This window comes from Kitasatospora sp. NPDC001119, from assembly GCF_053598475.1.
Map to the genome: position 1 here is coordinate 13,870 of NZ_JBSFKI010000062.1, position 26,122 is coordinate 39,991.

Consider the following 26,122-nt stretch of genomic DNA (forward strand, 5'->3'; position numbering starts at 1 on the left):
AGGGTCCGGGCCGGGGCGGCGGGCCGGCCCGGACCCTCGGGAGGCGGTGGCGGTCACCCGTGCCGTTCCGCTTCCACCGCTTCGTACAGTGCCTTGATGTTGCCGCTGCCGAAGGTCGTGGCCCCGACCCGCTCGATGACCTCGAAGAACAGGGTCCGCCGAGGGTGCAGCGTCCGGGTGAAGACCTGGAAGAGCTGGCCTTCGTGGTCCTCGTCGACGAGGATGCCCAGGGCGGCGAGCGCGGGCACGGAGTGCCGGGTCAGCCGCAGCCGCTCGGCGAGCATCCGGTAGTAGGGGCCCGGCGTCGACAGGAACGCCACCCCCTGCTCGGCCATCGTCCGGACGGTCCGCACGGCGTCGTCGGTGCGGAAGGCGATGTGCTGGACACCGGAGCCGCCGTGGTTCTTGATGAAGTGGTCGATCTGGCCGGGCTCGCGGCTGGTGTCGGGCTCGATGATGGTGAGCGTGAGGCCGCCGGACGCCGACTGCACCACCTCGGAGTCCATGGCCTGGGCGCCGACGACGATCCGCTCGGTGAAGGTGTTGCGCAGGCCGAGGACCTGCTCGTAGAACGCGACGGTGGACCGGAGCAGGCCCGCCTCGACGCACACCGCGAAGTGGTCGACGGCCAGGAGGCCGGTGTCCGCTTCCGGCTCGCTCCGCGGTGCCGGGGCGAAACCGGGCAGCGGCCGGTGGTCGGTTCCCGCGCGGCGCTGGACCAGGGTGTGCCGGAGGTCGCCGAAGCCGGCGACGGCCGCGGTGACCACGCCGTCCGTCTCCTCGGGTTCGGCCAGTGGCCGGGCGCCGCGCCGGACGGCCGCGGCGAAGGCGGCGACCACGTCGAGTACGGCCAGGGCGATGTCGGCGACGCCGTCCCCGTGCCGCCGGACGTAGTCGGCGGCGGGGTGGTCCTCCGCCAGGGCCTGGGTGAGGACCAGCCGGATGTGCTCCCGGCCGATGGCGACGGACCTCGCCTCGCCCGGCCGGTCGGCCGTGGCGTACACGGTGAACCCGTAGGCCCGGGCGTAGTGGCGTGCGCTGGCGTCGAGGTCCTCCACGTACAGCTCTACGTGGTCGACGGACAGGTCGAGCGGTATGCCGTCCGGGTATGTCGTCATGGTGGTGGCCTCCTTGAGGGATGGTCTGCCGGGCGTGCCGGTACCGGTGCCGGTGACCGGTCCACTGGTGCTGGACCGGCCACCGCCTGGGCCCGCTACCAGCGGTCGACGCCGAGCAGCCGGCGGCCCAGCGGGGTCATCGCCGCGGTCTGCAGGTCGTTGTAGGAGTGACCGGCCGGGCGGTCACCGGGGCGTTCGCCGGCGTCCCAGGGCTGGTCGTCCCGCGCGTAGCGGACGAACTGGGCGACCCGGACGTCGGGGCGCCGGTTGTGCGAGGCGGCGTGCGGCATCAGATGGTGGGTCAGCACGAAGTCGCCTGCCTGCCCGGTCACTTCGACGCTCTCGAGGTCCGGGATGTTGCGCCACTTGTCGTGCAGCTGCCGCCCCCGGCGGACGGCGCGGGCCTCGGCCTCGACGATCCGGTGGCCGCCGGGCACGACGTGGATGCCGCCGCCGCCCGGGGCCACGTCCGTGAAGTAGTAGCAGCCCCCGATCTCGACCTCCTCGGGGGTGAGCAGGAATTCGTCCGCGTCCTCGGGTACCGCCGGGTCGATGTGCAGGTCCTGGCTCAGCTCGCTGGGGTGCGCCGTGTCGTTGCGCATGGTGATGGCCACCGAGCCGTCCCGGACGAGCAGTCGGGGGTGCCCCAGGAGCTGGGCCGCCACCCGGTAGAGCCGCTCGTTCTGGAAGAGCGGGATGAACTCCGGTCCGTCGAAGGTCTGGTTCCCCGGGGTGTTGAAGGGTTTGAACCGGCCGTCGTACGCCTCCCAGTGGTCGGGGACGCGCAGGTCTCGCGGGAGCAGGTCGAGGATCAGGCCGGCGTGGTGCCTGGCCTGCTGCCTGGTCAGGACGCCGCGGATCAGCAGGTATCCGTCCCGCCAGAAGCGATCGACCTCCTCCTGGGACAGGACCGGCTCCGGCATTGCGTTGGTCATGGGTGCTCCGAGGGTCGATGGGTCACGGATCGGTTGGCGAGGTCGCGCCGTCGAAGGCCCGGTCAGCCGGCCGGCGCCGCGGGCCGGCCTCCGGCCCGGCCGGACGGACGGAGTTCCCGGGCCAGGCTGCGCAGGGTGGCCATGCCGCTGACCTGGGCGAAACCGGGCGGGTGGTAGCCGAGCCGGCGGAGCAGCTCCGCGAAGCGCGGGTAGTGCTCCGGCCGTCCGCCCGCCCGCAGGTAGCAGAGGTCGAGGTCGGGGGCCCGGCCGGGCCCGGTCCCGGCCCCGCTCAGGGCGGTGAGCAGCGCGGTCTCCTCGGCCGTGGCCGCCGGGCGGCCGGGGAGCGACCGCCCGTCCGAGGCGTCGCCGCCGTCGATCTCGAACCAGTCGGGGACCGCCGGGATCGCGCCCGTGTGCACGGCTCGGAGCAGTTCCTCCCGCAGGTCGAACGGGGTGAGCGCGCTGCCGTCGGCCGCGGTGACCCGGGCGGTCAGCCGGGGGGTGCCGGACGCGCCGCCGGGTTCGAGCGACGCCCCGGCCGCCGTGACCCCGGGCAGGGCGAGCAGGAGGTCCTCGATCGCGCGGAGGTCGATCCACCGCCCGCCGGAGTACCGTTCGCGGGGGCCGCGGGGAAGCCGGAGCAGTCCCACGGCGGACGCGACCTCGTCCGGCGAGCAGTCCCGGCCCGTCGCGGCCCTGGTCAGGACCAGCTCGACGCCGCGCAGCAGTGCCGCGCACTGCTCGGGTTCCAGGACCGTGGAGTCGCCGTGGACGGACAGCCGGACAGTGTGCGGGTCGGCCCAGCGGACCGACAGGCTGGCTCCGTACTCGTAGGAGGTCTCCGTGGTGGTCGCCCAGCTGATCCGGGAGCCGGGCCGGTCCGTCGTGCCGGGCCCGTCCGTGGAACCAGGCCGATCCGCGGCGCCGGGCCCGTCCGTGGGACCGGGCTCGGCCTCGATCAGCTCCCGCCAACCCTGCGGCGGCGGAATGAAGTTGAAGGCGAGGTCGGTGGAGAGGCAGACGCCTCGGCGGTGTTGGGCCTCGACCCGTTCGCGGATCAGGTCGAAGGGGTCGTACCGGCCGTAGGCGGGGTGCCCCTCAGCCAGGGTCCGCTGGACCTCGGCGGCCGCTTCCAGCAGGCTCCGGCCCTGCCGGCGGAGGGCCACCGGGGTGCGCTGCGCGGTGGCGCACAGCACGCGGCGGAGGTCGGCGTTGTGCCGGTTGTCGAGCGACACGTTGACGGTGCACGCGTCGGTGTCGGCACGCAGGCAGAGCAGTTGGGCGAAGGCGGCGAGGACGACGGCCGAGGGCAGCAGCCCGGTGTGGGCCATGCCGCGGGCGAAGAGGCCGTCCGCGCCGGGCAGGGTGAGCGTGCTCCGGTAGTAGCGGCCCGCCGTCCCTTCGCCCGGAGGGTGGTGCGGGTGCATCCGTGCCGGTGCGTGGGAGAAGTGCCGCCGCAGGTAGTCGAGCGCCCTGGTGCGTTCGGTGTCCTCGCCGGGGTCGGCCTCGCGCCGGGCCTGCTCGGCCGGCTGGATCCCGGGTCCCCGGTGCGGGCCACCGGTGTCCGGGCTGTCCGTCCGTCCGTGCAGCAGGTCGGTGAGCTGCTGGTCCACCACGCCGTGGAACCCGGCGTCCACGGCCACGTTGTCGGCGACCACCGCCAACCAGCGCCGGTCCTCGGACCGGAGCAGGTGGAACTGCACGAGGAACCGGCCGACCCTGCCGTGGGTGTGCGCGGTGAACACCCGCACCAGGTCGGCCAGGCTCCGCTCGGCGGTGCCGTCCGGTGCGACGTCGACGACCCGTACCGGGGAGCCCGACGGGTGGACCAGCTGCCGCAGTTCTCCGTCGACGACGGCGAGGGAGGTGCGGAGGATCTCGAACCGGTCCTCCAGCGCGTGCACCAGGCGCTGGGCGGCGGCCTCGTCGGTCCCCGCCGGGAGCGGCCGGAGTCCTTCGGCCAGCCCCTTCTCCAGGAACCACTGGAACTTCTGCGCCCTGGTCAGGGGCGCGTCGGCGGGGGCCCGGCCGCTCATGCGGGGCCTCCGGCGGGAGTCGGCCGCGGCGAACCGGCCGGAGCACCGGCCGCACCGTCGGTCCGTACCGCGGCGGATCCGTCGGCCAGGGCGGACAGTCCGCGGATGGTCGGGGAGCCGATGACGTCACGCACCGTGACCGGGACGCCGGACAGCCGGGTCGCGGCGGTGGCCAGCTGCACCGCCGAGACGGAGTCGCCGCCGAGCGTGAAGAAGTCGTCGTCGATCCCGACCTCGGTGAGTCCGAGCATCTCGCGCCAGAGCGCGGCGAGCGCCGACTCCAGCTCGTCGCGGGGGGCGGTCGGGGAGCCCTGGGCGGCATCGCGCTCCTCGGCGGGGGCGGGCAGCTTCGCCGCGTCCACCTTGAGGTTCGTCGTGAGCGGGATCGCCGGTATCACGGTGATCGAGGCCGGGCGCTGGTACCGCGGCAGCTCCGTCGAGAGCCGCCGGCGCAGGTCGGCCACCAGTTCCCGGTCGCGTCCCGCGCCGTCGGCGGTGCCGACAGGTCCGGAGGCCGGTCCCGAGGCAGGTCCCGAGGACGGGACGACGTAGGCGTCGAGGCGCTTGTCCCCCGCGCCGTCGTCCCGGGCCACCACGACCGCGTCGTGCACCCCGGGGTGCCGGGTGAGCGCGGCCTCGATCTCGCCCGGTTCGATCCGGTAGCCGCGCACCTTGATCTGGCGGTCGATCCGGCCCAGGAAGCGCAGCGCCCCGTCCGGGCCGCGCCGGACGAGGTCACCGGTGCGGTAGAGCGGGGAGCCGGCGCGGTCGTCGGGGTCCGGGACGAAGCGTTCGGCGGTGAGTTCGGCGCGGCCGAGGTAGCCGCGGGTCATGCCGGCTCCGCCGATGTGGAGCTCTCCGCTCTCCCCGTCCGGGACGTCCGCTCCGTCCGGCCCGAGCACCCGGACCCGGACCCGGTCGAGCGGGGTGCCGATCGGGATCATCGTGGCGTCCGGTGCCATGGTCCGGACGTCCTGGTAGGTCGCGAAGCCCGTCGTCTCGGTCGGCCCGTACAGGTGGATCAGCCGCCCCGCGAAGGCCTGCCGCGCGAGGTCCGCCACCTCGGCCCGGATGGAGTCCCCGCCGAACAGCAGGGTGTGCACCCCGGAGAGGTCGGCGAGGTGCGCCGGCTCCAGCAGCCGGAAGACGGGGCTGGTCAGGTGCAGGACGGAGACGGCGTCCCGGTGGACCCGGCGGCAGAGGGCGGTCAGGTCGGTGCCGCCGAAGCTGTAGACGACGCAGGTCGCGCCGTTGAGCAGGGGCCCCCAGATCTCGAAGGTGGAGGCGTCGAAGGACAGTGTGGCGAGTGCGGCGACCCGGTCGTCCGGCGCGATGGACACGTAGTCCTGATCGGTCACCAGGTGCACGACGCTCCGGTGCGGAACCAGGACGCCCTTGGGTGTTCCGGTGGATCCGGAGGTGTAGATGACGTTGGCGAGCTCCGGCCGGCCGACGACGGGCGGGTTCCCGGAGGGGTGGTGGGCCGGGTCCTCGTCGAGCAGGACGACGGTCGCCCGGCCCGTGGGGAGCCGGTCGGCGAGCCGGCGCTGGGTCACCAGCACCGGGGCGGCGGTGTCCCGGAGCATGAACTCCAGCCGCTCGGCGGGGTATCCGGCGTCGAGCGGGACGTACGCACCGCCCGCCTTCAGGATGCCCAGCAGCCCGACGATCATCGCCGCGGAGCGTTCGACGCAGATGCCCACGAGCGTGTCGGGCCCGACGCCCGCCTCGCGCAGCCGCCAGGCCAGCCGGTTCGCGCGGGCGTTCAGCTCGCGGTAGCTCAGCTGCCCGTCGTCCGCGACCACGGCCGTCCGGTCCGGGGCGAGCTCCGCGTGGTGTTCGAACAGGGCGTGCACGGTGGCCCCCGGCTCGTCCCCGGTCGGTCCGTTGTTCCGCTGGATCACTGGCTGACTCCGTCCTCTCGTGCGCTGACCGGGTCGATGGACACGGCGCCGCGTAATGCGTGTTGATGGGACCGACGCCGACGCCGCGCGGGTGGGCGGGAATCCCGGCGGCCGACGGGTCGCGCGGGTTCCCGTGAAGGTCCGGGTCGGCCGGGACGGAATTGTCAGGTGTCCTCACTCCGGCCGGGCCGGGAGGCGGAAAGGGCCGACCGCGGCGCGTCCGGGAATTCCGTCGGAACCCGTTTTCCGCCGCACCGGGCAAGTGCCGGAACCTCCAGGAGCCTAAGCAATCGGAAGAGGTCCCGCCACCCTCTTCCGGGGAATACCGGCAATCATGCGCTATGTCCGATCCGGCCCCGCTTGCCCAGATCGCCGGAGACACGCCCGGTTGTCCGATGGTCCGTCACATGCCCTCCGGGGAAGCCCTGTCGAGCGCGCTGGAGGATCCGACTCCACTTGTGATCCGATGTGAAAATAGACGGCCAAAACGGGTCAAATGGGGACGCCGGCACCGCGAGATGCAATGTGCCATTGCACATCAACTGCTTGTCATGGACTATGGATCAAGAACCACGACGCCATGGTTCCGGAGCCGACCGGGGGGTTCGCGTATCCGTCGGAGCGTGACGGATACGTGGAACGGGACGCATTCCGCGCATCCCCGCAGGCATTCCCCCGGTCATTCGTGCCCGAGGCCCCGGCGAATTCGCCGAAGCGGCGGCATCAGGTGGGGCATTGCCACTGAATCGATGCACGAACATCGTGGGCTGGACCCGCCCCGTTCCAAAGGAGACCCGTGTCTGAGAACCGATCCTCGGCCCTGATCGTCGGAGCGGACCCGTACCTGATCCGGGCCGCGCTCCGCAACGGAATCGAGCCCGTCGTGGTGCACGGCCCCGGCCTGCGCGACTGGGGGTTCATCGGAATTCCGGACGGGGTCGAGACCGTCTTCGCCGAGGACACCTCCAGCGTGGAGAGCGTGCTGCTCGCGCTGCACCGGGCCGGCCTCGCCGACCGGGACTTCGACTGCGTCCACACCGGGGACGAGTTCGCCCTGGTCACCGTGGCGGCCCTGGGCGAGGTCCTGGGCGCCCCGGTCGCCGTGGACCCGGACACCGCCGTGCGGTTCCGGGACAAGTGGCTGCAGAAGGAGGCGCTCGCCGCGGCCGGCATCGAGGTCACCCGGTCCCGCCTGATCGAGGACGTCCACCACCTGGATCCGGCGAGCGTCGAGGACTTCGACAAGGCGGTCCTCAAGCCGGTCGCCGGTGCCGGCACCCGGAACACCTCGGTCGTCGAGGGCCGCGCCGGGCTGATCGCCCGGTGTGCCGAGCTCCGGCGCGCCGGCATGCCCCAACGGACCTTCGTCCTGGAGGAGTTCGTTGCGGGCGACGAGTGGATCGCCGACGGCGTGGTCTTCGACGGAGAGCTGCGGTTCCTCAGCGTCAGCACGTACGGCGAGCCCTGCCTGAGCACGGTGGACTTCAACCGGGCGCTCCAGGTCGAGGTGTTCGACCCGGTCTCCGACGCCTCCGCCTACGACCTCGCACGCTCGGTCGTGGAACCGGCCCTTCGCGCGCTCGGCCTACGGCGCGGCACCTTCCACATGGAGCTCTTCCACCAGCCGGACACCGGGAGGCTGGTGTTCGGCGAGTGTGCGGCCCGGACCGGCGGACTGCTCCAACCCGAGCTGGTCGAAGCCAAGTTCGGCGTCGACCTGGCGCTCGCCGGGCTGCGCTGCGCGGCCGGGACCGACCCCCGGATCGAGCCCTCGGTGCGGCCCGACACGATCGGCTCCACCTACCTCAACAACCGTCCCGGCGTCCTGGTCGGCTACCCGACCCCGGCCGAGGTGCGCGCCCTGCCCGGGGTCGAGTACCTGCGACTGGAACTCCCGTACGGCTTCCGCATGGCGGACGCGCTCGCGAGCACCACCGAGGCCGTCGGCCAGGTCGTGCTGAGCGGCCGCACCCGGGAGGAGTTCCGCGAACGCCGCGACTCCCTGACCGCGTGGTTCGACGAGCGGCTGCTGGTCGTGCCCGCGCACGCGAGCTACCCCGAACTGCGCCGGTGGCAGAAGGAGAACTGGCCGGAATCCGCTTCCTCCTTCGGCACCTACTCGGACGACTGAGGCCGCCCGCCGCCCGGGCCGCGGACCTCACCCGCGGGACGGCCGCCGCACGCGCCGAACCACTTCCCCCACCGCGTCTCGAAGGACCATCATGCAAAGCCATCACCGCTTGATCCGCTCCTTCCGTCAACTCACCACCGATGTCCTGCCGGCGGAAGCCCCTGTCGTCACGCTCTTCAGCGGAGGGCTCGACAGCAGCTTCCTCCTGCTGCGGCTGAAGAACGCCGGGTTCCGGAACGTCCACGCGCTGAGCGTGGACCTCGGCGAGGACGAGACCAGCGAACAGAAACAGCAGATCGCCGACGAGCTGGGGGTCCGGCTGCACGTCGTGGACGGCCGCGGAGCCTTCGCCGACGAGTTCGTGCGGGCGGCCATCGTCAGCCAGGCGGTCTACCTGGGGACCCACCCGGTGAGTTCGACCCTGAGCCGCCCGCTGATCGCCCGGTTCGCCACCGAACTGGCGGAGGAGCTCGGGGCGGCGGCCGTCCTGCACACCGCCAACCGCTCCCAGAACACCATGCGCAGACTCAACGGCGCCCTGGAACTGCTGGGCTTCGACGGCGCCTACGGCAGCCCGTACGACCTCGACCCGGTGGGCCGGGACGTCAAGATCCAGGAGCTGAAGGAGGCCGGCCTCGCCCGGATGAGCGAGCGCGTCGTGAGCGGCGACTCGAACCTCTGGTGCCGCGAGTTCGAGTCCGGGCTCCTGGACGACCCCGAGCAGCACGCGGTGCCGGAGCAGCTGTTCCGGTGGAGCGCGCGCCGACCGGCGGTCACCGAGGACGGCGTCGAGGTGCGGTTCGAGGGGGGTACGCCGGTGGCGGTCGACGGCACCCGCCTGCCGCTGGTGCCGCTGATCGACCAGCTGAACCGGCGGGTCGGCGCCTTCGGCCTCGGGCGGTACAGCGGCCTGGAGCACCTCGCCGGCGGCGAGAAGGTGCTGGAGATCCGGGAGATGCCGGCCGCGTGGCTCCTGCTGCGCAGCTACCGGCACCTCGAGTCGGCGGTGCTCTCGGCCGAGACGATCCGCGAGAAGATGCACCTCGAACAGCTGTGGGTGCGGGAGGCGCTGGAGGGCCGCTGGTTCGGCGAACTGCGGGCGGCCACCCAGTCGTTCATGGACTTCTGCGCCCGGCCGGTGACGGGCTCGGTGCGCTGGCGGCTCACGCCCGGCGGGGCCGAGACCCGGGCCATCGAGGCCGACCGGCCGGTCTACCTGCGCGATCGGGAGAGCTGGGAGCAGCAGTCCGTGAGGGCGGAGCTCGCCGTGCTGGCGGGGGCCTGATGCGCGGCCCGTACCGTCCCGCTCCCCCGCCGTCGGCCCGCTGCGGGAGCGGCGGGCCGACGGCGGGGGGCGAAGGATGTCAGCCGTCGAGGAGGTCCCAGGCCAGCAGGCCGGCGCCGAGGCAGCCCGCCGTCTCCCCGAGTGCCGCCGGCACGATCTCCGGCATCCGCTCGAAGGCGAGCCGCTTCCCGACCGCCGCGCGCAGCGGTTCGAACAGGGTGTCCCTGGCCTCGGCCAGCCCGCCTCCGATGATCACGGTGCCCGGGTCGAGCAGGGTGAGGCAGGTGACGAGACCGTCGGCGAGCGCGGCCAGGGCGTCGTCCCAGACCGTCCGGGCGCGGCTGTCGCCGGCCTCCAGCGCCCGGACGCAGTCCGCCGCGTCGGCGGCCGGTCGGCCCGAGGCCGCGGCCCAGGCCCGTCCGACGGCCGAGGCCGAGGCGTACTGCTCCAGGCAGCCGCGCCGGCCGCAGGGGCAGGCGGCGCCTCCGGGCCGGACCACGATGTGGCCGATCTCGCCGCCGGCGCCGTGGGCGCCCGCCTCGATCCGTCCGCCGAGGGCGATCGCGCCCGCGATGCCGGTGCCGATGGCCAGGAAGAGGAACTGTTCGGCACCCCGGCCGGCGCCGATCCGCTGCTCGGCGAGTCCTCCGGTGCGGACGTCGTGGCCGAAGGCGACCGGCACGCCGCCCAGGCGGTCGGCCAGCAGCGCGCCGAGCGGGAGGTCGTGCCAGCCGAGGTTGGCTGCGAACACGACGGTGCCGGTGCCGACGTCGACGATGCCGGGCACGGCGACGCCCACCGCGGCCGCGGGCCGGCCGAAGCGGCGCTCGCCGTGGGCGCGCATTTCGGCGGCCGCCTCGAGCACCGATTCCACGACGGTGTCGGTGCCGCGTTCGCGAGGGGTTTCCCGGCGGGCCTGGTGAAGTAATTCTCCGCTGCTTCCGATCAGGGCGGACTTGATTCCGGTACCGCCCACATCAAGGGCTATGACGTGTTTCATGGGGGATGAGTATGGAGCATGCTCGGACGAGCTGGCAAACGTCCTGGAAAACGACCCGTAAAAGCCTCGTCGGTGCGCGCCCGCCGTTTTGTCCGGCAGGCCGGAAGAGTGGGAGCCTCCTGTGATCCTGACGGGACCAGAAATCGTTGAATCCGCCCGCGACGGCAGGATTTCCATATCCCCGTTCAACCGGGGCCAGGTGAACCCGAACAGCTACAACGTCTGCCTCGGGGAGACGCTGATCACCTACACGGACAGCGTCATCGACGCGTACCGGCCCAACCGGACCGACGCCACCAAGATCGACTCCAGCGGCTTCGTGCTGGAGCCCGACCAGCTCTACCTGGGGCACACCGTGGAGGAGGTCGGATCCGACGTCTTCGTGCCCCTGCTCTTCGGGCGCTCCTCGGTCGGCCGGCTCGGGCTCTTCGTGGAGATCACCGCCCCGATCGGGGACATCGGCTTCCACGGCCAGTGGACCCTCATGCTGTCCGCGGTCCGACCGCTGCGGGTGTATCCCGGGATGAAGATCGGGCAGATCATGTTCTTCGACACGCTCGGCGATATCGAGCCCTATTCCGGGAAGTACCAGGGCGCGGTCGGACCGCAGGAATCGCGCTACTGGCGGGACAAGTTGGGGCAGCTGTGATCCTCACCCGGGCGGAAATAGCCAGGTCGATCGACTCCGGTGACATCGTCATAGAGCCGTTCGACCCCCGAAGGATTTCCCCGAACGCCTACGACTGGCGACTCGGCGACACCATCCGGGTGTGCGATTCCGAACTCGACGCGGCGCATTCCACGGAGTTCGAGGAGCGCACCATCCCGCCGGACGGCATGGTGCTGCTGCCGGGCAGGCTCTACCTCGGGGTCACCCACGAGCGCACCCATTCCGAGCGCTTCGCGCAGATGATCAACGGTGACCGCACGGTGGGCGCACTGGGCGTCTGGGTGCACGTCTCGGCACCGCTCGGCCACGTCGGCCACGCCATCCGGTGGACGCTCGAGATCCGCGTCGTGCGCCCGGTGCGGATCTACCCCGGGATGACCTTCGGGAAGATCATCTTCCTCAAGACCCTCGGCGCGGAGGCCAGTTACCAGAACATGGGCCGGAAGTACACCCGGACCAGCGGCATCGACACGTCGCGACTGTACGAGGAGCTCGCGTGAACGTCCTCACCGGGATCGACCTCCCCCCGGACAGCCCCGGCGGCAGCGTCGAGCTGCTGCGCGACCTGTACGGCGGGCCGGAACCGCTCATCCCCGCCGACGTCTTCATGCTCGCCCCGGAGGACCGGCAGGCGCCCGACACCTCCGGTTCACCGGCCCTGCTCGCGGTGCCGGGCAAGACGGTGTCGGGGCCGGCGTTCTGGGCCTACGTGGACCGGCTCGGCGCCGCCGTCCGGGACAGGTACCCCGCCGCCGACCACGACGTGCTGCACCTCCAGCACCTGGCCTTCGGCGCGACGGCCGCCCTGCAACAGGTCTTTCCCGACCGGCCGAGCATCGCGCTGGTGCACGGCACCGACCTGCTGTTCGCCGAGGACCACCCGACCCAGGCCGCCGTCCTGCGGGAGACGGCGACATCGGCCGACGCGATCGTCGTCCCCACCCGGGCGATGGCGGACCGGCTGCGCCGGATCGCCCCGGTCCCGTCGGACCGGATCGTCCACATCCCCTGGGGCGTCCCCGACCGGCTGCTGGCCGACCGGCCCACCGGGGCGGGGCACCGCGCGGAGCGCGAAGCGGGCGTCCTGCGGGTGCTCTACGCGGGTCGGCTCACCGCCGAGAAGGCCACCTCCGGCCTGATCGCGGCGGTGGCCTCGCTCCCCGGGGTGGAGCTCTCCGTGGCCGCTCCCCGGGCGGAGTTCGCGGCCCTGGCCGCACGCTCCGACCTGTCGCGGGTGCGCCGCCTCGGCTGGCTGTCCCGGGAGGACCTGTGGCGCGCGTTCGGCGGACACGACCTCCTGATCGTCCCCTCGCTCCGGCTGGAGGCGTTCGGGCTGGTGACCATCGAGGCGCAGGCGTGCGGCCTGCCGGTCGCCTACCAGCCCGTGCCGGGCCTGACCGAGGTGCTCGGCCGCTCCGCGCTCCCGGTCGACTTCGGGGACTTCACGGCGCTCCGGGGCCGCATCGAGGAGTTCCTCCGCTCGCCCGAGCGGCTGGACGACCTGGCCGCGGCCGGCCTGGTCAACAGCGGGCGCTTCCCGCTGTCGCGGACCGCCGGCGACCTGGCCGAACTCTCCCGCCGGGTCGCGCGATGACGGCCCGGCCGACCACCGCGGCCCCTGCGCCCACCGGCGGGCCGGAGCGGGACCGGGGCGACGGCCCGCGGTCCGCGGACTGCGTGTTCTGCGCCATCGTCGGGGGCCGGCTGCCCGCCGCCGTCGTCCACGAGGACGAGCGGACCATCGCCTTCCTCGACATCACCGCGGTCATGGACGGGCACACCCTGGTGATCCCCAAGCGCCACGCCGCCGACCTCTGGGAGATCACCCCGGAGGACGCCGCCGCCGTGATGGCCACCGTCCACCTGATGGCCGGGCGGATCCGGGACGTGCTGGCGCCGGACGGCCTGACGCTGTTCCAGGCGAACCGGGACGCGGGCTGGCAGGACGTGTTCCACCTGCACGTCCACCTGGTGCCCCGGGCGGCCGGGGACCATCTCCACCGCCCCTGGAAGGCCGACCCGGTGCCGCTGGAGCGGCTCGCCGCCACCCGCGCCCGCCTCTCGGCACCGCCACCCGAACACCCGGACCGGACCACGGTGTGACGGCTCCCCGACCACCCGGACCGGACCGCGGTGTGACGGCTCCCCGACCAGCTCGATCCCGTCGGGCCAGAACGTGAAAGGCCTTGTGTGCGCGCCGACCTCTCCATCCTCCGAGACCGCTCCTTCCTGCTGCTGTTCTCCGCCCGGTCCGTCTCCCTGCTGGGTGACGCCATCGCACCGGTGGCGCTCGCCTTCGCCGTCCTCGGAATGCCGGACGGCTCGGGTTCGACCCTCGGGATCGTGGCCGCCGCCCGGATCGCCGCCCAGGTCGCGTTCCTGCTGTACGGCGGTGTCCTGGCCGACCGGCTGCCGCGGCACCGGGTCATGGTCGGGGCGGACCTGACCGCGGGTCTCGCCCAGGGAGCGGTCGCGGTCCTGGTGCTGACCGGGACGGACTCCCTGGCGGGCCTGGTCGTCCTGTCGATGGTCAGCGGCGCCGCCAGCGCGCTGTTCACCCCGGCGTCCCGGAGCGTCACGGTGCGGCTCGTGCCCGCCGAGAAGATCCAGTCCGCCAACGCGCTGGTCCAGCTGTCGATGAACGCGGGCAGCATCGGCGGCGCGGCGCTCGCGGGCGTGCTGGTCGTCCTGCTCGGCGCCGGCTGGGCACTGGTGGTGGACGCGGCGACGTTCCTGGTGTCCGCGGTGCTCCTCGCCGGAGTCCGGCTGACCGGCTCGGCGGACCAGCCGTCGCCCACGGAGGAAGGGATCTTCTCCCAACTCCGGCACGGGTGGCGGGAGTTCACCGAACGGACCTGGCTGTGGGCGGCGGTGGCGCAACTCGCGCTGGTGAACGTGTGCATCGGCGCCGGCTTCATCGTGCTGGGACCGGTCGAGGCCGAGGCGCACCTCGGCGGCGCCTCCGGATGGGCCGCCGTCCTCACCGCGCAGGCGGTCGGCTTCGTGGCGGGCAGCCTGCTGGCCATCCGGCTGCGGCCCCGCCGGCCCCTTCGGGCCGCGGTGCTGTTCACCCTGGGGATCGTGCCGTCCCTGGTCGCGCTGGCCTGCGCCGCGCCGGTCGCCGTCACCGCCGGCGCGATGTTCGTCACCGGCCTCTGCATGAGCCTCAACGACGTCACCTTCCTCACGGCACTGCAGAAGCACGTGCCGGAGGAGTCGATGTCCCGGGTCATGTCCTACGACGCCTTCGGCTCGTTCGTCTTCCTCCCGCTCGGCCTGGCGGTCGCCGCCCCGATCGCGGACCGGGTCGGCATCGGCGCCGTCTTCCTGGGCGCGGCCTGCCTGGTCGCCGCGACCGCGGGCGTCGTGCTGGCCGTCCCGGGGGTCCGCACCCTGCCGTCCGAGCCGCAGCCCGCGGCGGGGGCGGACCGTCCGCAACAGGCTTCGGCAGCAGTGCCGGCATCCGTCCGTACGACCAAGGAGGACCAATGACCGATGACACCCGGGAGCAGGGCACGCGCGGTTCCGTGGCGGCACCGGAAGCCGCCGGGCCACCGCGCGTGCCGCTCCAGGAGACCTTCGCCCGGATCTACGCCAGCGGGGCCTGGACCCTGACCGAGGACAGCGGGGCCGACGACGACGAATCCCGCTCCGGCCTCGGGTCGAACCTGGCCCAGACGGCCGCGCTGCGTGCCGAACTGCCGTCCCTGCTCACCGAACTCGGCGTCCGGAGCCTGCTCGACGCGCCGTGCGGGGACTTCTTCTGGATGTCCAGGGTCGACCTGGGCGTCGACCGCTACCTCGGTGCCGACATCGTCCCCGCGGTGGTCGAGCGCAACCGGGCGCGCTTCGCCCGCGCCGACCGCGAGTTCCGGGTCCTCGACCTCACCCGCGACCCGCTGCCGGAGGTCGACCTGGTGTTCTCCCGCGACTGCCTGGTGCACCTCGGAGACGACGACGTCCACCGCGCGCTGGACAACATCCGGCGCAGCGGCTCGACCTACCTGGCGACGACCACCTTCACCGGGCGGGCCGGGAACGAGGCCGCCACCGAAGCGGGCGGCTGGCGTCCGCTCAACCTCCGGCGGGCCCCCTTCCTGCTGCCCGAGCCCTTCCGGGTGCTCGACGAGCAGTGCACCGAGGTCTACGTCACCGAGGAGGACGGCACACGGGTCGAGCACCGCTTCGCCGACAAGTCGATCGGGGTGTGGCGGATCGCCGACCTCTAGACCCGCCGTCCCGGTCCACCCTTCCGACCCGTCTTCCCGGTCCGCCCCCGGACCGCCGCCCCCTCAGCCCCACAACGAAGGAGAACCCTTGCCCCAGGACCAGCCCTCGGCCCTGATAGTCGGCACGGACCCGTACGCGATGCGCGCCTGCCTCCGGAACGGCATCACGCCGTACGTGGTGCACGGCCCGCACCTGGCGGACTGGGGCTACCTGAAGCTCCCGGACGGGGCCGTGGGGATCTTCGCCGAGGACCCGACGAGCATCGAGAGCGTCCTCCTCGCCCTGCGCCGGACCGGCGCCGCCGAGCGGGAGTTCCGCTTCCTCCAGACCTCCGACGAGGAGGCCCTGGTCACCGTCGCGGCACTCGCCCGGGTCCTGGACCTCCCGACGGCCGTGGCCGCGGACATCGCCCCGAACTTCCGGGACAAGTGGCTGCAGAAGCGGGCCGTCGCGGCGGCCGGCCTGGACGTCGGCGCCTCGCAGGTCATCGAGGACATCCACCACCTGGATCCGTCCGCCCTCGCGGACTTCGACAAGGCGGTGCTCAAGCCCATCGCCGGGGCGGGCACCCGGAACACCTCGGTCGTCCGGGGGCTGGCCGAGCTGATCGACACCTGCGCCGAGTACCGGCGCCGGGGCGTTCCGCAACGCACCTTCGTCCTGGAGGAGTTCACGCCGGGCGAGGAGTGGATGGCGGACGGCGTGGTCTTCGACGGCGAACTCCGGTTCCTCAGCGTGGGCACCTACGCGGAGCCGTGCCTGACCGCCGTCGACGCCAACCGGGTGCTCCAGCTGGAACGCTTCGACCCGACCGAGGACGCGGACGCCTTCGCCCTGGCGCGGCCGGTCGTGACGGAGGCGCTGCGGGCCCTCGGCCTGCGGCGCGGGGTGTTCCACATGGAGCTGTTCCGCCGGCCCGACACCGGCGGGCTCGTGTTCGGCGAGTGCGCCGCCCGCACCGGCGGCGGGCTGATCTCCGAAGCGGTGGCGTTCAAGTTCGGCGTGGACCTGGGCGAAGCCGCCATCCGGTGCGCGGAGGGGATCGAGCCGACGATCGAACCGGCCGTCCGTCCGGAGAGCGTCAGCACCCTCTTCCTCGCCAACCGGCCCGGCGTCCTGGTCGGCTATCCCTCACTGGAGCAGATCCGGGCCCTGCCCGGTGTCGAGCACGTGCGACTGGACCTCCCGTACGGCTTCCGGACGGGGGACACGGTGCAGGACACCACCCAGGGGGTCGGGCAGGTCATGCTGAGCGGGCGCACCCGGGAGGAGGTGCGCAGCCGGCGCGAGTTCCTGACCCGCTGGTTCGACGAGCGCCTGGTGGTCGTGCCCGCGCACGCGACGTACCCGGAGCTGCGGAGCTGGCAGCGGGCCAACTGGCCGGAGACCGCCTCGGACTTCCGCACCTACGCGGAGCCCGAGCGGCAGCGCTGACCCGCTCGGCCCGGTTCGTCAGGCAGTGAGCCGGATCCTCCGCGGAGGATCCGGCTCACTGCCCCTGCGGAGGTCGCAACGGCCGCCCGCCCGGGGTGTCGCCTACGGGTGGGTGTTCTTGACCGTGGGCTGCGTCTTCTGGTTGTAGATCTCCTTGCCGTCCGCGTTGTAGGCGTGGACGTAGGGAGCCGGGGGGAAGGCGTTCGCGTCGGAGCCGGTGGAGATGGCAGCCGTGTAGGCGAACGCGCCGCCCGCCATGACGGCCGGGTACTCCGTCGCGTCGTCGCCGTAGCTGATGGTGACCTTGGCGACGTCGGCGGTGTAGTGCCCGGCGCCCAGCGAGAGGACCTGCCCGGCACCGGCCGGCGTGCTGAAGCTGTCGAAGAACTCGACCAGGTGACCGGTGCCCCACAGGCGGTCGTTGATGAACGTCGCGGGCGAGGACATGCTGGTGCCCTTGTCGCCCTTCGACTCGCACTGCACGTACTGGCCGGCGGAGTCGACGGCGATGACCACGCCGTCGGTGTCCGACGAGGCGACGGGAGCGCGGACCCCGATCACCGCCTGGTACTGCGAAGCCTCGGAGCCCAGGCAGGAGGCCAGGATCCCGGCGACGGTCCCGGCGTCGATCGGGGTCGTCGTCGTGCTGGTGACGGTGGAGGCCGCCGGGGTGGCAGTCGCTCCGGTCGCGGCCGAGCCGCCGCCGGAGGCCGGGGCGGCCGGCGCGGCAGGGGCGGCCGGCGCGGCGGCGGGCTTGCTCTGGGCCGTGGGGGTGGCCGTGGGGGTGCCGGTCGCGGCGGTGGCCATTCCCCCCGCGGTCGCGATGGCCGCGACGGTGGCGGTGATGATCATGATCGGGCGGATACGCATGAATCCGTGTCCCTTCCTGCGGGCGTCCGGTTGATGCCCGCGCCCCTGTACGCCTCCCGATGCCCGACCGGTCGCACCCCGCGCATGTGATCCAGGTCATAGGCCGTCGATGTAACCCTGGGACGGCGCTCGTGCGTACAGGGCGGGAGGCTCCACCCAGGACGCACGGCTGACCCGCCGTGGCCGAGGAGTGCTCCCTCGCGCACCGCCCGTGCCGCGAGCTGACGGACAGCCCCGGAGGAGAGGCCCTTGATGACGCCACAGGAGTTCGACGCGTTCTACGCGGCGTCCTTCTCCCGCCTCACCGGGCAGCTCTACGCGATAACCGGCAACTGGTGCGAAGCCCAGGACGTGGTCCAGGAGGCCTTCATCCGCGCCTGGGACCGCAGGCGCACCTTCGACCCCGGCAACGCCCCGGAGGCATGGATCCGGACCACGGCCCGGCGGCTGGCCCACTCCCGCTGGCGGCGCCTCGCCCGGGGCCTGCACCTGGCCGGACACCACCACCGCCACGAACCGTCCACCGTCGAGCCGCCCACCGAGGAGCACCTGATGCTGGTCACCGCGCTCCGCGACCTACCCGAAGCACAGCGGATCGCCCTGGTCCTGCACCACATGTGCGACCTCTCCATCGAGCAGGTCTCGGCCGAGACCGGCGCCGGCATCAGCACCGTCAAGAGCCGCCTCGCCCGCGGCCGGACCGCGCTCGCGGCCAGACTCTCCGACCGGACCCCGACCAGCGAGGAAGGAAAGCTCCGTGTCTGACCCCGTCCACGACAGCCTCGACGACCGGCTGCGGCTGCTCGGCACGCAGATGCCGGCACCGACCCTGCCCGCTGCGGAGATCCGCAGACGCGCCGACCGGCGCCGCCACCGCCGACACGCCCTCGGCGCGACCGCGGCCTGCGCCGCGGCGGCCTTGTGCCTGACCCTCCCGTCCGTGCTGAACCCGCCGGGGCCACAACACCCACCGGCACCACAGCAGGGGCCGGCCGCCACAGGCACCCCCTCCGTGCCTGCCTCCCCCCACCCCCCGGCGGCTTTCACCGTCACCAGCACGACGACGACCCCGATCGAGGCCGGGGCCGTCGCCGGGATCCTGGGCTCCTGCCTGGGTTCCGAGGCTTCGCAGTACCAGGCGGTGATCGGGGTCCGCGCTCCCGCCGCCTCCTCGGACACCGACGGCGTGGTCGTCGCCGTCGACTCCGCCGGCCAGTACGCGCAGTGCGAGTCGAAGGGCCGGACCGGGCACAGCATCTCCCTCCCGCCGACGTTCATCAACGACCGTCTGTGGGGCGCCGGCCACCTGGTCGAGTTCTTCGACAGCTTCAACGCCCCGACCGGTGCCGGGCAGGTCCTCTCACTGGGCGCCGGGCACTACACCGCCGACGTCGCCAAGGTCACCATCAGCTACGGCGACGACCCGACGCAGTACCCGACCGTCATGGCGGGCGGCGCGTTCGCCTACACGGCTGCCATCTCCACCGGCCCCGACGCGAACGCCTTCCCCCCGACCCCCTACGTCCACGCCTACAACGCGGACGGCAAGGAGATCTACAACCAGAGGACGCAGCCCACGGCCAAGGACACCCACCCGTAGGCGGTGCCCCAGGACCTCAGCCGAGTCGCTTGAGCATCTTGACCGAGGTCGTCTCGTAGCCGAGCGACTCGTAGAGGCCGCGCGCGCCCGTGTTGAACCCGAAGACGCTGAGCCCGAGGGTATGGGCGCCCTGCGCCCGGGCGTACTCCTCGCCGAGGAGCATGGCCCTTCGCCCGAGGCCCAGCCCGCGCTTGTCGGCGTCGATCGCGATGTCCCAGACCCACCAGGAGCCGGCGTCCTCGCTCGTGTCCGGTCCGATCCAGAGGTGGCCGACGGTGGCCCCGGCGGCATCGACCACGTCGAAGACCGCGTGCCCGGGGCTCGGTGCACCGGAGGGGAAGTAGCGGGCCATGCTGTCGGCCGCGTGCCGGCCGGCGTCCTCGGGCGTCTGCCCCGCAGCGACGAGGTCCTTGGCGTACTCGGCCCGGCTGCGATCAAGCCAGGCGGGCAGGAGTCGGGCGTCCATGGGGCGGAGGGTCGTAGACATCGGGCCAGCCTGCCACACTGCCGGCGCTGGAGCACTCCCGTTCCCGTCCAGGCGTTGCGACCAACCGTCAGCAGCGCGAACCCCGCCCGTTGTGGCAGCAGTTCGGGGGTCGGCGACCGGACGGGGGGTCAGTGGCGGTTGCCGAGGGCGAAGAGCAGGATGACGAAGCCGGCGAACAGGTGGGTGCCCAGGATGTAGATCCCGGCGCGGATGAGCATGGCCTTGCGCCGCTTCTTCTCGTCGCCGGTGGCGCTGCTCATGGTCGGTGCTCCTGGGGTCGGGTCGTGGGGCGGTCGTGGCGGGGCCTCGGGCGGATGTGCGGGCGCCGGGCGGTCATCGGTCCGTTCCCTTTCGTACCGTGGCCTCCGCCAGGACTCCGGTGGTCCGCAGCTCGGTGCGGGCACGGGCGATGGCGTCCGGTGTCCGGGCGAAGACCCGCCCCTGCCGCTGGAGGGTGTCCAGGACGCCGAGGGCGTCCAGGGTCCGCCGGTGGCCGTCCGGCACCCCCGCGGCCAGGACGAGGATGCCGCGCCGTTCCAGCGTGCCGATCGCGTCGCCCAGCGCCAGGGCGCCCGTGGAGTCGATCGCGGTGACGTGGGACAGGCGCAGGATGACGGCCTTGACGTCGGTGGTCTCGGCGAGTTGGAGCAGGAAGCGGTGTGCGGCCGCGAAGAACACCGGCCCGTCTATCCGGTAGGCGACGATGTGCTCGGCGAGCAGCGCCCGCTCCTCCTCGTGGTGGTCGGCCGGGGCCAGGCCGTCGTGCAGCGGCACCTGCTGGAGCCGCGCGGACCGCGCGACCTGGCGCAGGGCCAGGATCCCGGCGACGGCCAGGCCGACGACGACGGCCGTGACCAGGTCGAAGGCCAGGGTCGCGGCGGCGGTCAGCGCCAGAACGGCGGCCTCGCCGCGTCCGCTGCGGGCCAGCGCCCGCAGTGAGGCCACCTCGACCATCCGGACCGCGGTGGCGATCAGGACGCCCGCGAGCGCGGCCAGCGGGATGCCCTCGACGAGCGGAGCTGCGGCGAACACGACCACCGCGAGCACGGCGGCGTGCACCAGGGCGGCGAGCCGGGAGACGGCGCCGGAGCGGACGTTGACGGCGGTACGGGCGATCGCGCCGGTGGCGGCGACGCCACCGAACAGCGGGGCGACCAGGTTGGCCACTCCCTGGCCGAACAACTCCCGGTCGCTGTCGTGCCGTTCGGAAGCACTCATCGCGTCCGCGGCGGTCGCCGACATCAGCGACTCCAGCGCCGCCAGCGCGGCGACCGCGAGGGCCGCGGTGAGCAGGTGCGGCACCGCGCCGGGGTCGAGGAAGCCCAGCGACGGCAGCGGCAGACCGGCCGGGAGGTGGCCGATGGTCGCCACGTCCAGGTGGGCGAGGTCGGCCACCGCGGTCGCGGCGGCGACGGCGAGCAGCGAGAACGGGATGCCGGGGCGCAGCCGTGCGCCGACGAGCATCACCGCGGCGACGGCGAGCGCCACGGCGGGCGCGGCCGGGTGCGGGTGGCGGGCGAAGTCGGCGAGGGCCTGTCCGGCGACGGCCACGACGTTCTCGGCGTCGCCCTTGGTGACGCCGAGGGCGGCGGGCACCTGCTGGAGTCCGATCACGCCGGCGATGCCGAGGGTGAAGCCCTCGACGACCGGCGCGGGGACGTAGGCCATGAAACGGCCGGCCCCGCCGAGAGCGAGGGCGACCAGCAGCAGGCCGGCGATCAGGCCGACGGTGAGGACGCCGGAGGTGCCGTACCTGTGCACGATCGGCACCAGGACCACGGTCATGGCGCCGGTCGGTCCGCTGACCTGGAGGTTGGAGCCGCCGAACACCGCGGCCAGCGCCCCGGCGACCACGGCGGTGGCCAGCCCGGCCTCGGCCCCCGCGCCGGAGGCGACGCCGAAGCCCAGCGCGAGCGGCAGCGCGACGATCGCCACCGTCAGACCGGCCACCAGGTCCTTGCGCGGCGAGCGCCCCATGGCGGCGAGGGCCGCGCGGTTCGGCAGCACGGCCCGGACCCGCCCGGCGGCCCGGCCCGCGAGGGTGGTCCGTGTGGCGCTCACGCCGTCTGCTCCGCCGCGTCCGGAAGCCCGGCCGAGCGCAGCTCGGCGAGCAGCGTCCCCTGGTCGGCGATCATCTCGGTGAGGATGCGGCGCGCGGCCCGCAGCAGCTCCGCGACGTCCGGCGTGCTCAGTGCGTAGACCACGGTGTTGCCCTCGCGGGTGGCCGTGACCAGGTTGCTGCGGCGCAGGACGGAGAGCTGCTGGGAGAGGCTGGACGGCTCGATCTCGATCGAGGCGAGCAGCTCGCGCACCGGACGCGGGCCGTCCTGGAGCAGTTCCAGCACGCGGATGCGCGCCGGGTGGCCGAGCGTGCGGAAGAACTCCGCCTTCGCCTGGTAGAGCGGGACGGCCATGCTCAGTCCTCTTCCTGTTCCTCGGCGGTGTGCTCGATCTCGATGCCGTGCTGGGCGGCGATCCGCAGCAGCTGTGTGACGCGTCCGGCGTACGCCTGCGCGCTGTCCTCGTCACCTGCCGCCCGGGCGCCGGCCCGCTGCCGGCGGGCCTCGTCGAGCTGCTCGCGAAGCTCCTGGTCGAATACGTCGCTCATGCGCCCCTCCTCGCCGCCGGCGCTGCCGCGCGCGACCGCATCTCTGCCGAGTACAGGGCAGCATCATCTATGCACTTGAAGAATTCTTCAAGTTGCGACTTCTGCACATCGATCTCCGCCCGGCCCGAGGACGCGGTGATCGACAGCGGCCCCGGCCGCTCCACGCGCCGTCGGCGGCGGAGCGGCCGGGGCCGGCGGACCGTGCTACGGGCGAGGGGTCAGGCGACGGCTCCGGCCGGGGCGGGCGCGCTCGCGCGGTGCGGGGTCGGAGTCGGGGCCGGGGGCAGCGGCTTGGCGCGTCCGGCCCGCACGCCGTTGCCGATGATGACGATCTCGGCGAGCTCGTGGACCGCGACGACGGCGGCGAGGCCGAGGACGCCGAGGAGGGCGAGCGGCATCAGACCGACGATGACCGCCAGGGACAGGCCGACGTTCTGGAGCATGATCCGCCGTGCGCGGCGGGCGTGGTCCAGGGCCTGGGGCAGGTGGCGCAGGTCCTCGCCCATGAGCGCGACGTCGGCGGTCTCGATGGCGACGTCGGTGCCCATCGCCCCCATCGCGATGCCGAGGTCGGCGGTGGCCAGGGCGGGGGCGTCGTTGACGCCGTCGCCGACCATCGCGGTCGGGCGGAGGGTGCGGAGCCCGCCGATGATGCGGGCCTTGTCCTCGGGGCGCAGGTCCGCGTGCACGGTGTCGATGCCGGCCTCGGCGGCGAGGGCCCGGGCGGTGCGTTCGTTGTCGCCGGTGAGCATCGCCACGGTCAGGCCGCGGGCGCGGAGGCGGTCGACGACCTCGCGGGCCTCGGGGCGCAGTTCGTCGCGTACCGCGATCGCGCCGATCACCGTCGCGTCGTCCTCGACGAGGACGGCGGTGGCACCGGAGTCCTGCATCGCGGTGACGGCTTCGGCCAGCGGGCCGGGCTCGATCCAGCCGGGGCGCCCGAGCCGGACGGGGCGGCCGCCCAGGCGGCCGGTGAGGCCGGCGCCGGTGACCGCCTCGACGTCGGTGGCGACGGGCACCCCGGGGGCGGCGGCCAGGACGGCCTCGGCCAGGGGGTGTTCACTGCGGGCCTCCAGCGCGGCGGCCACCGCGAGGACGGTGTCGCGGCTGTGGCCGTCCAGGGTGGCGACGCGGACGACCGCGGGCCGGTTGCGGGTGAGGGTGCCGGTCTTGTCGAGGGCGACGGCGCGTACGGCGCCGAGGGCTTCGAGGGCGGCTCCGCCCTTGACCAGGACGCCGAGCCTGCCGGCCGCGCCGACGGCGGCGACCACGGTGACGGGTACGGAGATGGCGAGTGCGCACGGGGAGGCGGCGACCAGGACGACCAGCGCCCGCTCGATCCAGGTGGCCGGATCGCCCAGCAGGGAGCCGACGAGGGCGATGAGGGCGGCGGCGACCATGATGCCGGGCACCAGGGGCTTGGCGATCCGGTCGGCGAGGCGCTGGCCGGCGCCCTTGCGGGCCTGTTCGGCCTCCACGATCCGGACGATCCGGGCCAGCGAGTTGTCCTCGGCCGTGCTGGTGACCTCGACCTCCAGCACGCCGGTGCCGTTGATCGCGCCCGCGTACACCTCACCGCCCAGACCGGCCTCGACGGGGACGGACTCACCGGTGATGGCGGAGACGTCCAGGGCGGTGCGGCCGGCGCGGACGGTGCCGTCGGTGGCGATCCGCTCGCCGGGCCTGACCACCATCCTGTCGCCGATGCGCAGTTCGGCGGGCGCGACGGTCCGCTCGGTGCCGTCGCGCAGCACGGTCGCCCGTTCGGGCACCAGGTTCAGCAGGGCGCGCAGGCCCCGGCGGGTGCGGGCCAGGGACCAGGCCTCCAGGCCCTCGCTGACGGAGTAGAGGAAGGCCAGCATGGCGGCCTCGCCGACCTCGCCGAGGAGGACCCCGCCGACGGCGGCGATCGTCATCAGCGTGCCGACCCCGACCTTGCCCTTGGCCAGGCGGCGCAGCGTGGCGGGTACGAAGGTCCAGGCGCCGACGACGAGGGCGAGCGCGTTCAGCGCGGTCACCGCGGTGTCGGACGCGCCGGACCAGCCGGCGATCAGTCCGGCCAGCAGCAGGACGCCGGCCACGGCGGCGGCCCGCAGCTCGCCGACCTCCCAGAGCTTCTCCGGTTCGCGCTCCTCCCCTCCCTCCACGGTCTTCCTGTCGTCGCCGCAGCCGCAGGCGTCGCTCATCGGCCGGCTCCGGTGCTGTCCGGGGCGGGCGCCGCCGGGGTGCCGTAGATCGGGCAGAGGTCGACGGCCTCGCCGGTCGCGGCGAGCAACTGCTCGGCCGAGGCCAGCAGGTCCAGCAGTTCCGGGCGGGCCAGGAAGTACAGGGAGGCCCGGCCCTGGGGGCGGGAGTCGACCAGGCCGCAGTCCCGCAGGCAGGCCAGGTGCGCCGAGACCGTGGACTGGGCCAGGCCCACGCAGCCGACCAGGTCCACGACCTTGGCCTCGCCCCGGGCCAGGCGCAGCAGGATCGCGAGGCGGGCCGGGTCGCCGAGCGAGCGGAACAGGGCCACCGCTGCCGAGGGCGCGCCGCACGAGGTGGTGGCCGAGGGCCCGACCACCGGGCTATTCATCGTCATGGACCGATGATAGCTGTCGCTAACGATGTCATCGCTCCAGACGGGCTGTCGCGGCCCGGTTCGACCGCGACCGCATCCGGGAGAGGACGCCGGAGAGACAGGTCGTCGCCGTCGCCACGGGCGGCCACGGCGGTCGATCGGGGCGCGGGGACGCCGCCCACGCCCTCCCCCGGCACCGCACGACACGTCCTGCGCGAACCCGCCAGCCCCACCCCCCTCTCCCAGCCAGTCGTCCCCCGAGAGCTGTCGCGCGCGGTCGACTGTCCGACCATCACCCCACGTCAGCGCAGCACTTAGGCGACCCTCGGTCGACGGCCCGTCCGCCCGGCCCCGGAACCACTAGCGACCCACCAGAACAGCACACCCCACGCCTCGCCGAAAACACGGAGGGAAATGACCGAGAACACGTGAGGCCAGACTTCGTTCGATTGACCGTCACAAAAGCGGTCTGGATACTGATCGAGCACGACGCAACCGAAACTCGTTGCGAAGCGGTCTCCGATTCGACATTTCATCCGACTGAGGAGAATCCATGATCTCGAAAGCCAAGAAGGTCGTGAGCTCGATGGCGATGGCCTTCGCCGCGGCGACCACGCTCACCGTGGCCGTGCCGTCCGGCAACGCCTTCGCCATCGACCACGTCCAGTGCGACGGGAGCCGCAACGACTTCCTGAAGATCTGGTCGCACCTCGACGGCCGTGACAGCGTCGACTGCTACGCGAACGGGGGGTCGATCGGCTTCGGCGGGTGGTGGGTCGACCGGATCTCCACCGGGAACAACGACCTGGTCTACTCCGACGCCAACGGCGACTCGGTGCGGATCAACCGCTGGACCGACATCTCCTTCCCGAACCGCCCGCCGCGAGTCAACTCCATCCAGATCCTCTGACGAACCGGCAGAGCGAACCCCGAACAGAAATTCGCCCGACCGAATCACCGGGAATTCCCTCAGTGCTTCGATCGCCACCGAATTTTCTGTGACGTGAATTCGCTCCACCCCGGCTCACCGACGCCGGCCACCCCCTCCAGGGGCTGGCCGGCGTCGGCATGCTGCGCCACGGCTGCCCGTCCCCGCACCCATGGAGGCGAGCGCCGAGGTGACCAGCAGCCTGCTCTCGGGCGGCGTGGAGCAGGGGGACGACGAAAGGCGGTGGTCCCCGGAGCACGGGCCCGAGCTGACCCGCCGCCACGGTGTCACCCAACTCCAGCTCTCCGCCAGCCTGTTCAACTTCC

General features: G+C 73.2%; 25 protein-coding genes. 12 read left to right on the forward strand and 13 right to left on the reverse strand.

Annotated elements, in window-relative coordinates:
* Window positions 1-53 precede the first annotated feature (53 nt).
* From hppD to ACWDD9_RS41060, 4 genes are all read right to left on the reverse strand, one after another.
* Window positions 54-1,118, reverse strand: coding sequence for a 4-hydroxyphenylpyruvate dioxygenase (gene hppD, locus ACWDD9_RS41045; protein ID WP_449814435.1), 1,065 nt, complete (start codon window positions 1,116-1,118; stop codon window positions 54-56).
* 95 nt (window positions 1,119-1,213) lie between these two features.
* The gene (locus ACWDD9_RS41050; protein ID WP_449814436.1) at window positions 1,214-2,053 is read right to left on the reverse strand and encodes a phytanoyl-CoA dioxygenase family protein; all 840 of its coding nucleotides are present in this window, start codon (window positions 2,051-2,053) and stop codon (window positions 1,214-1,216) included.
* A 62-nt stretch (window positions 2,054-2,115) separates the two neighbouring features.
* A complete protein-coding gene (locus ACWDD9_RS41055) occupies window positions 2,116-4,089 on the reverse strand; it encodes a hypothetical protein (RefSeq protein ID WP_449814437.1) in 1,974 nt (657 codons plus the stop codon).
* A complete protein-coding gene (locus ACWDD9_RS41060; RefSeq protein WP_449814438.1) occupies window positions 4,086-5,993 on the reverse strand; it encodes a non-ribosomal peptide synthetase in 1,908 nt (635 codons plus the stop codon). Before ACWDD9_RS41060 ends, ACWDD9_RS41055 begins: the two co-directional genes overlap by 4 nt.
* A 796-nt stretch (window positions 5,994-6,789) precedes the next feature.
* Between ACWDD9_RS41060 and ACWDD9_RS41065 the strand changes: the two genes are divergently transcribed.
* Entirely contained in the window at window positions 6,790-8,124 is a 1,335-nt protein-coding gene (locus ACWDD9_RS41065) for a hypothetical protein (RefSeq protein WP_449814439.1), read from the forward strand.
* A 91-nt stretch (window positions 8,125-8,215) separates the two neighbouring features.
* Window positions 8,216-9,409, forward strand: coding sequence for an argininosuccinate synthase-related protein (locus ACWDD9_RS41070; RefSeq protein ID WP_449814440.1), 1,194 nt, complete (start codon window positions 8,216-8,218; stop codon window positions 9,407-9,409).
* A 79-nt stretch (window positions 9,410-9,488) separates the two neighbouring features.
* Here ACWDD9_RS41070 and ACWDD9_RS41075 read toward each other — a convergent pair whose 3' ends face one another.
* Window positions 9,489-10,409, reverse strand: coding sequence for an ROK family protein (locus ACWDD9_RS41075; protein WP_449814441.1), 921 nt, complete (start codon window positions 10,407-10,409; stop codon window positions 9,489-9,491).
* Window positions 10,410-10,530: 121 nt separating this feature from the next.
* Between ACWDD9_RS41075 and dcd the strand changes: the two genes are divergently transcribed.
* The 7 genes from dcd (at window position 10,531) to ACWDD9_RS41110 (ending at window position 16,743) form a co-directional block, all read left to right on the forward strand.
* Window positions 10,531-11,058, forward strand: coding sequence for a dCTP deaminase (gene dcd / locus ACWDD9_RS41080; protein WP_449814442.1), 528 nt, complete (start codon window positions 10,531-10,533; stop codon window positions 11,056-11,058).
* The gene (locus ACWDD9_RS41085; RefSeq protein WP_449814443.1) at window positions 11,055-11,579 is read left to right on the forward strand and encodes a dCTP deaminase; all 525 of its coding nucleotides are present in this window, start codon (window positions 11,055-11,057) and stop codon (window positions 11,577-11,579) included. Before dcd ends, ACWDD9_RS41085 begins: the two co-directional genes overlap by 4 nt.
* The gene (locus ACWDD9_RS41090) at window positions 11,576-12,673 is read left to right on the forward strand and encodes a glycosyltransferase family 4 protein (RefSeq protein WP_449814444.1); all 1,098 of its coding nucleotides are present in this window, start codon (window positions 11,576-11,578) and stop codon (window positions 12,671-12,673) included. Before ACWDD9_RS41085 ends, ACWDD9_RS41090 begins: the two co-directional genes overlap by 4 nt.
* A complete protein-coding gene (locus ACWDD9_RS41095) occupies window positions 12,670-13,182 on the forward strand; it encodes an HIT family protein (protein ID WP_380745352.1) in 513 nt (170 codons plus the stop codon). The genes ACWDD9_RS41090 and ACWDD9_RS41095 overlap by 4 nt, the downstream gene beginning before the upstream one ends.
* An 87-nt stretch (window positions 13,183-13,269) precedes the next feature.
* The gene (locus ACWDD9_RS41100) at window positions 13,270-14,571 is read left to right on the forward strand and encodes an MFS transporter (protein WP_449814445.1); all 1,302 of its coding nucleotides are present in this window, start codon (window positions 13,270-13,272) and stop codon (window positions 14,569-14,571) included.
* Window positions 14,568-15,308, forward strand: coding sequence for a class I SAM-dependent methyltransferase (locus ACWDD9_RS41105; protein ID WP_449814446.1), 741 nt, complete (start codon window positions 14,568-14,570; stop codon window positions 15,306-15,308). Before ACWDD9_RS41100 ends, ACWDD9_RS41105 begins: the two co-directional genes overlap by 4 nt.
* A gap of 88 nt (window positions 15,309-15,396) precedes the next feature.
* Entirely contained in the window at window positions 15,397-16,743 is a 1,347-nt protein-coding gene (locus ACWDD9_RS41110; protein WP_449814447.1) for a hypothetical protein, read from the forward strand.
* Window positions 16,744-16,845: 102 nt separating this feature from the next.
* Here the strand turns inward: ACWDD9_RS41110 and ACWDD9_RS41115 are convergent, their stop codons facing one another.
* Window positions 16,846-17,613 (reverse strand): hypothetical protein, encoded by a 768-nt coding sequence (locus ACWDD9_RS41115; RefSeq protein WP_449814448.1) that lies wholly within the window; start codon window positions 17,611-17,613, stop codon window positions 16,846-16,848.
* Window positions 17,614-17,865: 252 nt separating this feature from the next.
* Between ACWDD9_RS41115 and ACWDD9_RS41120 the strand changes: the two genes are divergently transcribed.
* Window positions 17,866-18,378: a SigE family RNA polymerase sigma factor gene (locus ACWDD9_RS41120; protein ID WP_449814450.1), complete on the forward strand. Its 513-nt coding sequence runs from the start codon at window positions 17,866-17,868 to the stop codon at window positions 18,376-18,378.
* Window positions 18,371-19,213: a hypothetical protein gene (locus tag ACWDD9_RS41125; RefSeq protein WP_449814451.1), complete on the forward strand. Its 843-nt coding sequence runs from the start codon at window positions 18,371-18,373 to the stop codon at window positions 19,211-19,213. The genes ACWDD9_RS41120 and ACWDD9_RS41125 overlap by 8 nt, the downstream gene beginning before the upstream one ends.
* Before the next feature lie 16 nt (window positions 19,214-19,229).
* On the opposite strand, the gene ACWDD9_RS41130 is transcribed toward ACWDD9_RS41125, so the two are convergent.
* From ACWDD9_RS41130 to ACWDD9_RS41160, 7 genes are all read right to left on the reverse strand, one after another.
* Window positions 19,230-19,679: a GNAT family N-acetyltransferase gene (locus tag ACWDD9_RS41130; protein WP_375874646.1), complete on the reverse strand. Its 450-nt coding sequence runs from the start codon at window positions 19,677-19,679 to the stop codon at window positions 19,230-19,232.
* A 149-nt stretch (window positions 19,680-19,828) separates the two neighbouring features.
* A complete protein-coding gene (locus tag ACWDD9_RS41135; protein ID WP_220450012.1) occupies window positions 19,829-19,960 on the reverse strand; it encodes a DUF6126 family protein in 132 nt (43 codons plus the stop codon).
* A 73-nt stretch (window positions 19,961-20,033) separates the two neighbouring features.
* The gene (locus tag ACWDD9_RS41140; protein ID WP_449814456.1) at window positions 20,034-21,677 is read right to left on the reverse strand and encodes a SulP family inorganic anion transporter; all 1,644 of its coding nucleotides are present in this window, start codon (window positions 21,675-21,677) and stop codon (window positions 20,034-20,036) included.
* Between the two features lie 80 nt (window positions 21,678-21,757).
* Window positions 21,758-22,114, reverse strand: a complete 357-nt coding sequence (locus ACWDD9_RS41145; RefSeq protein ID WP_074005869.1) for an ArsR/SmtB family transcription factor — start codon at window positions 22,112-22,114, stop codon at window positions 21,758-21,760.
* Between the two features lie 2 nt (window positions 22,115-22,116).
* Complete coding sequence (locus ACWDD9_RS41150; RefSeq protein ID WP_074005868.1) at window positions 22,117-22,308, reverse strand: hypothetical protein; 192 nt, start codon at window positions 22,306-22,308, stop codon at window positions 22,117-22,119.
* Window positions 22,309-22,526: 218 nt separating this feature from the next.
* Window positions 22,527-24,494 carry a heavy metal translocating P-type ATPase gene (locus ACWDD9_RS41155; protein WP_449814452.1) on the reverse strand — a complete coding sequence of 656 codons (1,968 nt, stop codon included), beginning with the start codon at window positions 24,492-24,494 and terminating at the stop codon, window positions 22,527-22,529.
* Window positions 24,491-24,889: an ArsR/SmtB family transcription factor gene (locus ACWDD9_RS41160; protein WP_449814453.1), complete on the reverse strand. Its 399-nt coding sequence runs from the start codon at window positions 24,887-24,889 to the stop codon at window positions 24,491-24,493. The genes ACWDD9_RS41155 and ACWDD9_RS41160 overlap by 4 nt, the downstream gene beginning before the upstream one ends.
* Window positions 24,890-25,421: 532 nt before the next feature.
* Between ACWDD9_RS41160 and ACWDD9_RS41165 the strand changes: the two genes are divergently transcribed.
* Window positions 25,422-25,778 carry a beta/gamma crystallin domain-containing protein gene (locus ACWDD9_RS41165; RefSeq protein WP_449814454.1) on the forward strand — a complete coding sequence of 119 codons (357 nt, stop codon included), beginning with the start codon at window positions 25,422-25,424 and terminating at the stop codon, window positions 25,776-25,778.
* Window positions 25,779-26,122 lie beyond the last annotated feature (344 nt).